9 protein-coding genes are annotated in these 14,106 nt (G+C 63.6%); 7 read left to right on the top strand and 2 right to left on the bottom strand.

The window, feature by feature from the left end; genetic code table 11:
• Nucleotides 1–200: 200 nt before the first annotated feature.
• Entirely contained in the window at nucleotides 201–1,538 is a 1,338-nt protein-coding gene (locus tag GDV60_RS10685) for a lysine N(6)-hydroxylase/L-ornithine N(5)-oxygenase family protein (RefSeq protein ID WP_159907100.1), read from the bottom strand.
• Between the two features lie 386 nt (nucleotides 1,539–1,924).
• Between GDV60_RS10685 and GDV60_RS10680 the strand changes: the two genes are divergently transcribed.
• From GDV60_RS10680 to GDV60_RS10670, 3 genes are read left to right on the top strand one after another with little or no spacing between them, the layout of a single operon-like run.
• Nucleotides 1,925–3,097: an efflux RND transporter periplasmic adaptor subunit gene (locus GDV60_RS10680; protein WP_159907098.1), complete on the top strand. Its 1,173-nt coding sequence runs from the start codon at nucleotides 1,925–1,927 to the stop codon at nucleotides 3,095–3,097.
• Nucleotides 3,098–5,071 (top strand): MacB family efflux pump subunit, encoded by a 1,974-nt coding sequence (locus GDV60_RS10675; RefSeq protein ID WP_029293127.1) that lies wholly within the window; start codon nucleotides 3,098–3,100, stop codon nucleotides 5,069–5,071.
• A 7-nt stretch (nucleotides 5,072–5,078) separates the two neighbouring features.
• Complete coding sequence (locus GDV60_RS10670; protein WP_159907096.1) at nucleotides 5,079–6,479, top strand: efflux transporter outer membrane subunit; 1,401 nt, start codon at nucleotides 5,079–5,081, stop codon at nucleotides 6,477–6,479.
• 246 nt (nucleotides 6,480–6,725) lie between these two features.
• Here the strand turns inward: GDV60_RS10670 and GDV60_RS10665 are convergent, their stop codons facing one another.
• Nucleotides 6,726–8,354 (bottom strand): PvdJ/PvdD/PvdP-like protein, encoded by a 1,629-nt coding sequence (locus GDV60_RS10665; RefSeq protein ID WP_159907094.1) that lies wholly within the window; start codon nucleotides 8,352–8,354, stop codon nucleotides 6,726–6,728.
• A gap of 194 nt (nucleotides 8,355–8,548) precedes the next feature.
• On the opposite strand from GDV60_RS10665, the gene pvdM reads away from it, so the two are divergent.
• The 4 genes from pvdM to GDV60_RS10645 all read left to right on the top strand — a co-directional run bounded on the left by pvdM (nucleotide 8,549) and on the right by GDV60_RS10645 (nucleotide 13,873).
• The gene (gene pvdM, locus GDV60_RS10660; RefSeq protein ID WP_159907092.1) at nucleotides 8,549–9,910 is read left to right on the top strand and encodes a pyoverdine-tailoring dipeptidase-like protein PvdM; all 1,362 of its coding nucleotides are present in this window, start codon (nucleotides 8,549–8,551) and stop codon (nucleotides 9,908–9,910) included.
• A complete protein-coding gene (locus GDV60_RS10655; protein WP_159907090.1) occupies nucleotides 9,907–11,178 on the top strand; it encodes an aminotransferase class V-fold PLP-dependent enzyme in 1,272 nt (423 codons plus the stop codon). Before pvdM ends, GDV60_RS10655 begins: the two co-directional genes overlap by 4 nt.
• A 28-nt stretch (nucleotides 11,179–11,206) precedes the next feature.
• Nucleotides 11,207–12,085 (top strand): formylglycine-generating enzyme family protein, encoded by an 879-nt coding sequence (locus tag GDV60_RS10650; protein ID WP_159907088.1) that lies wholly within the window; start codon nucleotides 11,207–11,209, stop codon nucleotides 12,083–12,085.
• 138 nt (nucleotides 12,086–12,223) lie between these two features.
• Entirely contained in the window at nucleotides 12,224–13,873 is a 1,650-nt protein-coding gene (locus tag GDV60_RS10645) for a cyclic peptide export ABC transporter (RefSeq protein WP_070995218.1), read from the top strand.
• Nucleotides 13,874–14,106: the final 233 nt, after the last annotated feature.

Genomic DNA, 14,106 nt, shown 5'->3' with positions numbered 1-14,106 from the left:
TGCGCGTCAGCTGGCCAAGCCTGGTCGACAACTGTCACTCGAAAGTCTGTTCACGAAAGTCTGCGCTATGGTTGAAAACCGGCGCAGCTTACGCCTGCAGTCTGCGCGAGCAAAGTGACAGTGCGGCGAATCGGCGGGTTCTTCAGCAAGGGTTCAGGCAAGGGTCGCTCCCGCGGGCACCGGAACGACCCTCCAGGCTGTCAGCTCGCGGTGGCCAGCAGCACGTCACGCACCGAACGCCCCTGGCCCAGGTGCCGATCATGTTGATGCAGCGACGCGGCAATCTCATCGGCACGAATCGGCAGGATCGACAGCAAGGTATCGCTCAAGCCATGGCTGGCCTGGCTGAAACCCTGCATGTAGATACCGGCCTTGCAGCGCTCGTCGGTGACCACGCGGTAGTCGCGGCTCACTTCAAACTCACCCATGTAGGCTTCGAGCGGCGCCAGCAACTGGCGATGCATCTGCCGCTCATAACCTGTGGCCAGGACCACCGCATCGTAGTGATTGATCACGGTCTCGCCGGTAGCGTTGTGACGCACCACCAACTCGATGCCCAGTGGCCCGGCACTGGCTTTTTCCACGGTGGTCAGGGTACGGAAGGCGTGACGGGCGATGCCCGAGACTTTCTGCCGATAGAAAATCCCGTAGATGCGCTCGATCAGGTCCAGGTCCACCACCGAATAGTTGGTGTTGTGGTACTCGTTGACCAGGCGTTCGCGCTCGCTGCTGGGCTGCTGGAACACCAGGTCGGTGAACTCCGGGGAGAACACTTCGTTGACGAACGGGCTGTCATCGGCAGGCTTGAGGGCCGAGCCGCGCAGGATGACATCCACCTGCACCGAAGGGAAGCTGTCGTTCAGATCGATAAACGCCTCCGCCGCGCTCTGCCCGCCGCCGATGATCGCAATGCGCATTGGCTTGCCCTCGACACAGGGCTGCTGGGCCATGCGCGCCAGGTACTGGGAATGGTGGAACACCCGCCCGTCATCCTTGAGCGCCTTGAACGCCTCGGGGATACGTGGCGTGCCACCGGCACTGACCACCACCGAGCGCGCGGTGCGCACCAGTTGCTCGCCGTGAGCATCGCGGGAGATCACCCGCAGCGCCTCGACCTGCTGCTGATGCAGGATCGGCTCGATGGCCAGCACTTCTTCGCCATAGCGGCTCTGCTCGGTAAATTGCCCGGCGACCCAGCGCAGATAGTCGTTGTACTCCATGCGGCACGGGTAGAACGTGCCCAGGTTGATAAAGTCCACCAGGCGCCCGTGGGCCTTGAGGTAATTGACGAAGGAATAGGGGCTGGTGGGGTTGCGCAGGGTCACCAGGTCCTTGAGGAAGGAAATCTGCAACTCGCTCTGGCTCACCAGGGTGTTGCCGTGCCAGCGGTAGTCGGCCTGCTTGTCGAGAAACAGTACATCGAGCTTGCCCTGGGCTTTCTCGCGCTCTTGCAGGGCGATGGCCAGCGCCAGGTTCGAAGGACCGAAACCAATACCGATCAGGTCGTGAACCGCGGGCGATGCAATTGCCTGTGTCATTCCAGTGTCCTCTGGATAAGCCCCGTGGCGGTGGGGCGGAAAGCCTGGGCGACCTGCTGAACAACAGGCCATGTGTTGATAGGAAACGAGGACAATGAAAAAAAATTTAAGGCCCGCACCTGATTCACTCCAGCAGCCACGAAGGTAGCTGCCGTGGCCGCACAGTGATGGCAGTTTGGGCTCTTCTAATTTATAGTAATTCTCATCTAGATTTGAATTGCCTCACCCTCGCCGTCCAATACTGGCGTTTCGCCCAGCTGTAACGGCGTATGTAAGCAGTTAAATTTCAGAGCAAATACCTCGTTTACCTGACAGCTTCCCGCGCCTGTCTCTGCCCTTGCGGGCGATTGAGTTGCGGTCCGAACTTTCCTGGCTGGAACCCGTGCATGAACCGTCCCCGACACACCCGGCGCGCTCTGCTGGCAGCACTTTGCCTGATCCCCGTGGCCGCCTTCGCCGCCTGGCAACTGATCCCGCCCGGTCGGGATAAATTTGCCACCCTGCAAGTACACCGGGGCGATATCGAAAGCAGCGTGACCGCCCTCGGCACCCTGCAGCCGCGGCGCTACGTCGATGTCGGCGCGCAGGCGTCGGGGCAGATCCGCCGGATTCACGTCGAAGCCGGCGCCCAGGTCAAGGAAGGCGACCTGCTGGTCGAGATCGATCCCGCCACCCAACAAGCCAAGCTCGACGCCACTCGCTACTCCATCGCCAATCTGCAAGCCCAACTGCAGGAGCAGCACGCGCAAAACCGCCTGGCGCAGCAGAAGTTCCAGCGACAGCAACGTCTGGCCGCAGGTGGCGCCACCCGCGATGAAGACGTGCAGACTGCCCAGGCCGAACTGGACGCCACCCAGGCACGCATCAACATGTTCAAGGCCCAGATCAGCCAGGCCCAGGCCACGCTGCGGGTCGACCAGGCCGAGCTGGGCTACACGCGCATCTACGCGCCGATCTCCGGCACGGTAGTCGCCGTGGATGCCCGCGAAGGCCAGACCCTCAACAGCCAGCAGCAGACGCCGCTGATCCTGCGGATCGCCAACCTGTCGCCCATGACCGTCTGGGCGGAAGTTTCGGAAGCTGATATCGGCCATGTCAAACCTGGCATGCAGGCCTATTTCACAACCCTGAGCGGTGGCAACCGGCGCTGGACCAGCACCGTGCGCCAGATCCTGCCGGTCCCCCCCAAGCCCCTGAACGAAACCAGCCAGGGCGGTGGCAGCCCCAGCAGTTCAAGCAAAAGTGGCAGCGGCCGCGTGGTGCTCTATACCGTGCTGCTGGATGTCGACAATGCCGATAACGCTTTGATGGCGGAAATGACCGCCCAGGTGTTTTTCGTCGCCAGCCGCGTCACCAATGCGCTGACTGCGCCGGTTGCAGCCCTGCAAGGCGGCACCCGCCCCGACATGCAACTGGCCCGCGTGGTGGCCAAGGACGGCAGCATCGAAGACCGCGAGGTGCGGGTCGGTATCAGTGATCGCCTGCGCATCCAGATCCTCGATGGCCTCAACGAAGGCGATCACCTGCTGATCGACCCCGCCCAAAGCAGCGGAGGCTGAATGTTGACGCCGCTGATCGAACTTCGGGACATCCGCAAATCCTACGGTGGCGGTGATGCGCCTCAGGTCGACGTGCTGCGCGGGATCGACCTGTCGATCCATGCCGGGGAATTCGTGGCGATTGTCGGTGCCTCGGGCTCCGGCAAGTCCACCTTGATGAACATCCTCGGCTGCCTCGACCGCCCCACCGTCGGCCAGTACCTGTTCGCCGGGGAAAATGTTGCTCAACTAGACACCGACGAACTGGCCTGGCTGCGCCGCGAGGCCTTTGGCTTTGTATTCCAGGGCTACCACCTGATCCCCTCCGGCTCAGCCCAGGAAAACGTCGAGATGCCGGCGATCTATGCCGGCACGCCCGCCGCCGAGCGCCACGCCCGCGCCGCCGCCCTGCTGACCCGCCTGGGGCTGGCCGGGCGCACCGGCAACCGCCCGCACCAACTGTCCGGCGGCCAGCAGCAACGGGTGTCGATTGCCCGGGCCTTGATGAACGGCGGCCATATCATCCTCGCCGACGAACCCACCGGCGCCCTCGACAGCCATAGTGGCGCCGAGGTCATGACCCTGCTCGACGAGCTGGCCAGCCAGGGTCACGTGGTGATCCTGATTACCCATGACCGCGAAGTGGCGGCCCGGGCCAAGCGCATCATCGAAATCCGCGACGGCCTGATCATCAGCGACACCCCCAACACCCACGACCAACCTGCCGCCGAGCCCAACCCCAAGGCCCTGCAAGCGGTGGACCTGCGCCAACGCCTGGCCGATGGCGCCGAGCACAACGGTGCGTGGAAAGCCGAACTGCTGGATGCGGTGCAGGCGGCCTGGCGGGTGATGTGGATCAACCGCTTCCGCACGGCCCTGACCCTATTGGGGATTATTATCGGCGTAGCCTCGGTGGTGGTGATGCTTGCGGTGGGTGAAGGCAGCAAACGCCAGGTCATGGCGCAAATGGGCGCCTTTGGCTCCAATATCCTTTATGTCAGCGGCTCGGCGCCCAACCCGCGCACACCGCCCGGCATCATCACCATGAACGACGTCGCCGCGATGGCCGCGCTTCCGCAGGTCAAGCGCATCATGCCGGTCAATGGCGCGGAGGCCGGAGTGCGTTTCGGCAACGTCGACCACATGGCCTACGTGGGTGGCAACGACACCAACTTCCCGGCGATCTTCAACTGGCCGGTGGTCGAGGGCAGCTACTTCACCGAGGCTGACGAACGCGCCGCCGCGACCGTTGCGGTCATTGGCAAGCGGGTACGCGACAAGCTGTTCAAGGACCTGCCCAGCCCTATCGGCCAATACATCCTGATCGAAAACGTGCCGTTCCAGGTGATCGGCGTGCTCGCCGAAAAAGGCGCCAGTTCCGGCGACAAGGACAGCGACGATCGTATCGCCATCCCCTACTCCGCCGCGAGTATCCGCCTGTTCGGCAGCTACAACCCGGAATACGTGGTGATTGCCGCCGCCGACGCGCGCAAAGTGCATGAGGCAGAAAAAGCCATCGACCAGTTGCTGCTGCGCCTGCACAACGGCAAGCGCGATTTCGAACTGACCAACAACGCCGCGATGATCCAGGCCGAGGCCCGGACCCAGAACACCCTGTCGCTGATGCTCGGCTCGATTGCCGCCATCTCGCTGCTGGTGGGCGGCATCGGGGTGATGAACATCATGCTGATGACCGTCCGCGAGCGTACCCGGGAAATCGGTATCCGCATGGCCACCGGCGCCCGTCAGCGGGACATCCTGCGCCAGTTCCTCACCGAAGCGGTGATGCTCACGGTGGTTGGCGGGGTGGCCGGGATCGGCCTGGCCCTGCTGGTGGGTGGCGCGCTGATCCTCAGCAGCGTGGCCGTCGCCTTCTCGCTGCCTGCCGCCTTGGGCGCCTTCGCCTGCGCCCTGGTCACCGGCGTCATCTTCGGCTTTATGCCCGCCCGCAAAGCAGCCCGGCTCGACCCGGTCACGGCCCTTACCAGTGAATGATCGCCCTATGAAAGCGCACTTGACCCTTGTCGCCGCCAGCCTGCTGCTGGCCGCGTGCAGCAGCCCGGCGCAGCGCCCGGACAGCGGCCTGCAACCACCCCCTGCCTGGGCCACAGCAAACCAGGCCAGCGCCCTGCACGCCAACCAGCAATGGTGGACAGCCTTCGCCAGCCCGCAGCTCGACCAACTGATCGAACAGGCTCGCAGGGGCAGCTTCGACCTGGCCAGCGCCGTGGCGCGAGTGCGTCAGGCCCAGGCCGGCGCCGTGGTGGCCGGCGCGCCGTTGCTGCCCGAACTCAAGGGCGGACTCAACGCCAACCGCCAGAAACTGCTGCGCGGCAAGGGCTACAGCGAACTGGACGCCGACAACAACAATGACGCGGTGGACTACTTCAATGCCAGCCTGACGGCCACCTACGAGATCGATTTCTGGGGTGGCAAGCGCGCCGCGCGCGACAGTGCCGAACTGGCGGTGCGCGCCAGTGAATTCGAGCGGGCCACGGTGGAATTGACCCTGCTCAGCGGCGTGGCCACCACCTACACCCAGCTCCTGGCCCTGTACGAGCAACAACGCATCGCCGAACTCAACCTGGCCAATGCGCAGAACGTCCTTAAGCTGGTGCAGACCCGTTATGAAGCCGGCTCTGCCACCCAGCTTGAACTGGCCCAGCAAAAGAGCCTGGTCGCCGCGCAGCAACGCCAAGTGCCCGAAGTACGCCAGCGCGCCGAGGCTGCCCGAATCAGCCTGGCCGCCCTGCTCGGCCAACCAGTGCAGGCGCTGCAACTGACGCCACAGACCTTTGATCAACTGCGCTGGCCGAGCATCGCTGCCGGCGTGCCCAGCGACCTGCTCAGCCGCCGCCCGGACATCGCCAGTGCCGAAGCGCAGTTGGCGGCCGCCCAGGCCGACATCATTGTCGCCCGCGCTGCCATGCTGCCCAGCATCACCCTTACCGCCAACCTGGGCTCCGGCGCCAACCGCGCCGCGGATATGCTGCGCAACCCGTTCTACAACCTCACGGGCGGGCTGATCGCACCGATTTTCAACAACGGCCGCCTCAGCGCCGAACGTGACAAGGCCACGGCACGCCAGGATGAACTGCTGCAAACCTATCGCGCAGCGATCATCAATGGCTTTGCCGATGTGGAAAAAGCCCTGAGCAGCATTCGCCGGCTGGACGAACAGCGCCAGTGGCAGCGCGAGGAACTGGATCAGGCGCAGACCGCATTCCGCATCGCCCAAAGCCGCTACGAGGCTGGCGCGGAGGACTTGCTTACCGTACTGGAAACCCAGCGCACGCTGTATGCCGCCCAGGATTTGAACGTGCAACTGCGTCAAGCGCGGTTGGCGGCGAGTATTGCGCTGTACAAGGCGCTGGGCGGCGGGTGGCAGGCGTCCGATATCTAACAGGTAGCGAGCTTGCTGTGGAGAGCGGGCTTGCTGTGGAGAGCGGGCTTGTTGTGGCGAGCGGGCTTGCCCCGCGCTGGGCTGCGAAGCAGCCCTAAAACCAGGCGCCTCGGTCTGCCTGAATAAACGCGGGGAGGTTTAGGGGGGGGCCGCTTCGCAGCCCAGCGCGGGGCAAGCCCGCTCGCCACAACAAGCCCGCTCGCCACAAAAAGCCAGCTAGCCACAAAAAGCCCACACACGCGGCGGTCAAATCGTGCGTTCCTTGACCTTCAAATGTCGCGCATACCACGGCCGCTTGGGCACCTTGCGGAACAAGTCCTGCAGTTTTTCGTCATCGGCACCGAAGGTGATGCGCAACGCCAGTTTCATGGTTTCTGGGTCCATTTCCACGGTGCGGCCCATCTGCAGTCCCGGGGTGGTGCTGCAACCATGGGTATCCGGCCCCAGCCAAGGATCACCCACCTCAACCCAGCGCCCAGGCGCAAACCATGGCACACCATTGACCTCCAGGCGGTTCAGCTCACCTGGATGAAAGCGTTGATGAGCGCGAAACCAATCCTCAAGGCGATCATCGATCCAACCGTGAAAATGCCAGAACACCGGGTTTACATGGGAGGAAAACGGGTCGCCCAAAAAGTCATTCTCAGGCTCATACCAACGCGCCGCAAAATCCGCCGGATCCCGGGCAAAGGGCACCGGCGCGCCATTGGACGGGTCGCGCGGTACCGACGCCCAGCGCATATGCAACCAATCGTGCAGCCCCAGCTCAACCTCGGAACCAAACTGGCCCAGGGTCAACTTGGCCAGGTAACGCGGGTCGCGGTACTGCGACTCCCACACCTGAAAGTTGCTGTGATAGGTCTCGGCCGCCTTGATATCACTGACCCACTGGCTGTACTGCTCGTCGCCACTGGCCGTCCAGGTCGGCGGCAGTGCGAAGCCATCGTGATTGTCGAAGTAGCGCGCAAAGCCCTGGCGATCACGCTCAAGCTCTGGCTGGGGCTGCGGGAAGCGCGGCCAGGACGGTAAGTCCTGCAGGGAACGCGCGGTGCCGAGCATGTGCCGGTGCATGAAGAAAAAGTCGATACCCGAACCATTGCGATCCTTGCGCGGGCCACGGGCGTCGCGCTCGTTATCCCGTGGACCGGGCTGCCAACCGATACCGCGCAGGGCATTGCGCTTGTCTTCGGGCAGCTTGTGCCACTGGTCCCGCGAGGCGTGCCAGAGCTGGTGGAACAGGCGGTGCTCGGGGGCAATCAACCAGGCCAGTAGCGCAGGGTTCAGGCCGATTCGTTCGCGGGCTTCGGGGAACAACTGCTTGGTGGCGACAAACCGGTTATCCAGCTCCAACGCTGCCAGGGGCCGGTCGAGGTTGAGGATCTGCCCGCTGAGGGTGCCGCTGCCAGCATTGCCGAAACTGTCCCATACCTCGTCCAGGCTCATCTTGAATTCATAGGCCGGCATGCCATCTGGCGAGTCGCGGTCGATCAGGCGCCAGTACAGCAGCGCTGCATTGCCCGGAACCAGATCACCCAGGACCTGATAGCGCGGCTCATCCGGCCCCCGCAGGTGCCCAGCGGTGTCCAGGTAGCCGCGCACGCCGCGGCCACGCGGTGCGATATCAATAAACAGTTGCAGATCATCGAGGGGCAAGCCTTGCAGCCCGGCATCACGCCCTTCCAGGCGCAGGCTCCAGATCCCGCGCAGGCTGTTCGCCAACTGCTGGCCGGCGGTGCTCGCCAGATCCACCGTGGCTTCCTCGGGCGTGATGGGGAACTCCTCACGCGTCAACTCGCGATGGGCATAAAAGGCTGCAGGTACGGCGGCGCCGGTCAGCGCCAGGCCTGCGATAAACCCTCGTCGAGAAATCGTCATGTTCCTACCTGTGTCAGCCTTGGAGCAGGCTTTATCCAAGCTAGAACGTTTTGCCGGACAGCAAATTTACTGTGGGAGCCGGCTCCCACCGTTGATGGTGGGGATACTTAAATTTTCCGGGCCTGCGCTCGTTCTTCCCAGATAGCAAAGGCCCCTTGCGCCTGCACCTCAAAGGCGAACCGACTGAGATGGCAATGACAAAACCACGTTCGAAAAAGGCTCTATACATCGGCCTGCCCTTGGCCCTGGCCATCGCTGCCGGCGCAGGCTTTGCCTGGGACCACTGGTTTCGCGGCAACGCCGGCTATTCGCTGGAAGTGATCAAGCAGGCCAATGAACTGCAGGACCGCCTGCTTTCGTTCGACAGCCATATCACCGTGCCCCTGGACTTCGGCACCGCCGGGCATGAAGCAGACAAGGACGGCAGCGGCCAGTTCGACCTGGCCAAGGCCAGTCGCGGGCGCCTGTCGGGGGCGGCGCTGACGGTTTTCGGCTGGCCCGAACTGTGGAATGGCCCCAACGCGCCGCACAAACCCACCGCAGGCTTTGTCGACGAGGCCCGAAACCAGCAAGAGGTGCGCTACAAGATCATTACCGGCATGGTTCGTGACTTTCCCAACCAGGTGGGCATTGCCTACACCCCGGCCGATTTGCGCCGCCTGCATGGCGAGGGCAAGTTTGCGGTCTTTATCAGCATGCTCAACGCCTACCCCCTGGGCAATGACCTGAACCTGCTGGACATGTGGACGGCGCGAGGCATGCGCATGTTCGGCTTCAGCTACATCGGCAATAACAGCTGGGCCGACTCTTCGCGCCCGCTGCCGTTTTTCAATGACTCGCCGGACGCCCTCGGCGGCCTCTCACCCATCGGCAAGCAAGCGGTGCAGCGCCTGAACGACCTGGGCGTGATCATCGACGTGTCGCAAATGTCCACCACCGCCCTCGAGCAAGTGGCGCAGTTGAGCCGCACGCCCATGGTCGCGTCCCACTCCGCGCCCCGCGCCTCGGTGGATATCCCGCGCAACCTCAGCGACAAAGAACTGCAACTGATCAAGAACAGCGGCGGCGTGGTGCAAGTGGTGGCGTTCGGCGGGTACCTGCGCCCGCTGAGCCAACCGATCCAGGACAAGCTCAACGCACTGCGCGCGCGTTTCGACCTGCCGCCCCTGCCCAACCTGGCGATGGCCCTGATGCCCGGCGACCCGATCATTGCCGCCTGGCCGGAACAGAAGTTCGGCGAATACGCCAGCGAGCTCTATGCCATTCTCGAAGAGGAGCCCAAGGCCAGCCTCAAGGACCTGGGAGATGCCATCGACTACACCGTACGCAAGATCGGTATCGACCACGTCGGTATCGCCTCGGACTTCAACGAAGGCGGTGGCGTCAAGGGCTGGAACGATGTGAGTGAGGTGCGCAACGTGACCGCCGAACTGCTCACCCGTGGCTACTCCGAAGCCGATATCGCCAAGTTGTGGGGCGGCAATTTCCTGCGGGTCTGGGAACAGGTGCAACAGTCCGCCAAGCCCGGCGTGCCGCCAAGCGAGCAGACGCCATGAGCGACCGCCGCACCTTTCTCAAACAGGCTGGCATCCTCGCCGCCAGCCTGCCGCTGGGGGCCAGCCTGGACGTTCAGGCCGCCAGCGCCAAGGCACCCGCCGATAAGTGGGCCGGCCTGCGCCAACTGTTCGACCAGGACCCGAACTACATCCACTTCTCCAACTTCCTGATCACCTCCCACCCAAGACCGGTACGCGAGGCCATCGAGCGTCACCGCGCCGCCATCGACCGCAACCCCGGCCTGACCATGGATTGGGACCTGCAGGAACCCTGGAAACGCGAAGGCCAGGTGCGTGAATGGGCCGGGCGCTATCTACAGGCCAAGCCCGGCCAGATCGCCCTCACCGGCAGCACCACCGAAGGGCTGGCGATGATCTACGGCGGCCTGCGCGTGCGCCCCGACCAGGAAATCCTGACCACCGAGCACGAACACTTTTCCACCGACAGCATCCTCGCGTTCCGCACCCAGCGTGACGCCACCCAAGTGCGCAAGATCAAGCTGTTCGCCAACGCCCACCACGTGTCGGTCGATGAAGTGCTGACGAGCATAGAGCGCAGTATCCGCCCCAATACCCGGGTGCTGGGCATGACCTGGGTCCAGTCGGGCAGTGGCGTAAAGCTGCCAATCGGCGAAATCGGCCAACTGGTCAAGCGCCACAACCAGGGGCGTGACGAAAAGGACCGCATTCTCTACGTGGTGGATGGCGTGCATGGCTTTGGCGTCGAAGACCTGGCCTTCCCGGACATGCACTGTGACTTCTTTATTGCCGGCACCCATAAATGGATGTTTGGGCCACGGGGCACCGGCCTGGTATGCGCCGCCTCGGAGCAAGTGACCAGCCTCACCCCCAGCCTGCCGACGTTCTCCGAAGACACTGATTTTGCTACCTCCTTCTCCCCCGGCGGCTATCACGCCTTTGAGCACCGCTGGGCGCTGGATGAGGCCTTCAAGCTGCACCTGCAATTGGGCAAGGCCGAGGTCCAGCAGCGCATTCACAGCCTCAATACCTACCTCAAGGACCGCTTGCAGGCACGCCCGAACATCGAGCTGGTCACCCCCGCCAGCCCGCAACTGTCGGCCGGTTTCAGCTTCTTCCGGGTCAAGGGCCAGGACAGCGACAAGGTGGCCGCCTACCTGATGCGCAACCGGGTCATCAGCGACGCGGTGGACCGCGATGTCGGCCCGGTGGTGCGCACTGCGCCGGGCCTGCTCAATACCGAAGATGAAGTCGACCGCTTCCTGGCGCTGCTCGACAAAACCCTTTGACGCCTTTTTCTTGTTATCGAGACGACTCATGAACGATGAACCGCTCACCCCAACGCTGCTCAAGTCCCTGGCCCTGACGGCATTGATGGCCTGCCTGGCACCAGCCGCCCAGGCTGCAACACCGCCCAAGCCCGGCACCGTGTTCAAGGACTGCAAGCACTGCCCGGAAATGGTGGTGCTGCCCACCGGCACCTTCAAGATGGGCACCCCGGACGATGAAGTCGGCCGCCAGCCCGATGAGGGGCCGATCCATGACGTGACCTTCGCTAAACCCGTGGCCATCAGCCGCTTCCAGATACTGGCCGGCGAGTGGGACCGTTTTATACGAGAGACCGGCTATAAAATGCCCGACGGCGACGACCGACCAGGGCGCAAATGCACGGCTGGCAAGCCCAGCTACCCCATCACCGCCAAGCATCCGGCCGTGTGCATGGACTTTGCCGAAGCCAATGCCTATGTCGCCTGGCTGTCGAAGAAAACCGGCAAGCACTACCGCCTGGTCAGCGAGTCCCTGCGCGAGTACGCCGCCCGGGGCGGTACCTCCGGGCCCTTCCCGTTCCCGTTCGACGAGGGTGAGAAATACGGCATCGCCAAGCACGCCAATACCTACGGGCCGGCGGATGGCTACAGCTACACCTCGCCCGCCGGCAGCTATGCGCCCAATGCGTTCGGTGTGTATGACATGCACGGCAACGTCTATGAATGGGTCGAAGACTGTGAACACGACAGCTATGTGGGCGCGCCCAGCGATGGCAGCGCCTGGCTGACCGGGCAATGCGAGGTGCGGCAGATTCGCGGCAACGACTGGGGCGAAGCGCCGATTTTTTCCCGTTCCGGCAACCGCAACAGCCTCTACTCCAATGTGCGTGGCGACTGGCTGGGCTTGCGGGTGGCACGGGACCTGTGAGCCTGCGCAACTCGGCGCGAGGCTAAATCGCGCCCCACCCGACTCGTCCTCCTACTATCGGCCTGCCAGCGGTAAACCTGCGCACGCAGGCCTTCACTTGCCCACAGCACGTAGCCACGTCGCGATCGAGGTAGTTTCATGACCGCAGCACCGCGCAGCGCCATTCGCGAACTCTTGAGCCTGCTCAAGCCCTATCGACGGATTGTCATTTCTTCCATCACCCTGGGCATCATCGGCGGCCTCAGCGTCACCGCGCTGCTGGCCACGGTCAACCGCGGCCTGCACAGCGCCGACGGCATGGGTACCGGCGTGGTCCTGGCCTTCGCCGGGCTGTGCCTGCTGGCCTTGCTCAGCAGTATCGGCGCCGATATCGGCACCAACTTCGTCGGGCAGAAGGTGATTGCCAAACTGCGCAAGGACCTCGGCGCCAAGGTGCTCGCCGCGCCCATCGAGCAGATCGAGCGCTATCGCACCCACCGCCTGATCCCGGTGCTGACCCACGACGTCGACACCATCAGCGACTTCGCCTTCGCTTTCGCCCCGCTGGCGATTTCCACCACAGTGATCCTTGGCTGCCTGGGCTACCTGGCGGTGCTGTCCTGGCCGATCTTCCTGATGACCCTGCTGGCCATCGGGATCGGTTCGGCGGTGCAGTTCGTGGCCCAAAGCAAAGGCATCAAGGGCTTCTACGCGGCACGCGACGCCGAAGACAACCTGCAAAAACACTACTCGGCGATTGCCGAGGGCGCCAAGGAACTGCGTATCCACCGCCCGCGCCGGCACGCCATGCACACCCGCAATATCCAGGGCACTGCCGACCATATCTGCGATACCCATATCCGCTCGATCAATATTTTCGTGATCGCCAAGAGCCTGGGCTCGATGCTGTTTTTTGTGGTGATTGGCCTGGCGCTGACCCTGCAACAGTTCTGGCCCAGCTCGGACCCGGCGGTGATGAGCGGCTTTGTCCTGGTGCTGCTGTACATGAAAGGCCCGCTGGAAAACCTGATCGGCAACCTGCCGATCATCAGCCGCGCGCAAATTGCCTTCCGCCGCATTGCCGACCTGTCGGAGCGCTTCTCCTCGCCGGAACCGCACCTGCTGCTCGATGACGCCGACAAAAGCGTGCCGGTGATGAAGCACCTGGAACTGCGCAACGTGCAGTACGCCTTCCCGCCCGTGGAGGGCAGCGAGCCGTTCAAGCTGGGCCCGGTCAATTTGAGCATCGAGCCAGGGGAAATCCTGTTTATCGTCGGCGAAAACGGCTGCGGCAAGACCACCCTGATCAAGCTGCTGCTGGGCCTGTACACCCCGCAGCAAGGCGAAATCCGCCTCAACGGCCTGCCCGTGGACGCACTGGGCCTGGACGACTACCGCCAGATGTTCACCACGATCTTTGCCGACTACTTCCTGTTCGACGACCTGGTGCAGAACGACAAGGCCCTGCCCGACGACGCCACCCAATACCTGGAGCGCCTGGAGATCGCGCACAAGGTCAGCGTGCGCGACGGTGCTTTCACCACCACCGACCTGTCCACCGGGCAACGCAAGCGCCTGGCCCTGGTCAACGCCTGGCTCGATGAGCGCCCAGTGCTGGTGTTTGACGAGTGGGCGGCCGATCAGGACCCGACCTTCCGGCGGATTTTCTACACCGAGCTGCTGCCGGACCTCAAGCGCCTGGGCAAGACCATCATCGTCATCTCCCACGACGACCGTTACTTCGATGTGGCTGACCAACTGGTGCGCATGCAGGCCGGGCGCGTCATCAGCGAAAAAGCCTTTGCCTGATACCTGAGGCAGGCCTTCTGTGGCAATGAGCTTGCCTGTGGCGAGCGGGCTTGCCCCGCGCTGGGCTGCGTAGCAGCCCCCCCCTAAACGCCCCGCGTTTATTCAGACAAACCGAGGCGCCTGGTTTTAGGGCCGCTTCGCAGCCCAGCGCGGGGCAAGCCCGCTCGCCACGGACAAGCTCCCACCACCACAGACAATCTCCAGCCACCACAGACAATCTCCAGCCACCACGG

This window comes from Pseudomonas sp. DTU12.1, assembly GCF_009873475.1.
Taxonomy (GTDB): Bacteria; Pseudomonadota; Gammaproteobacteria; order Pseudomonadales; family Pseudomonadaceae; genus Aquipseudomonas; species Aquipseudomonas proteolytica.
This window is presented reverse-complemented; position numbering and strand designations above follow the sequence as displayed.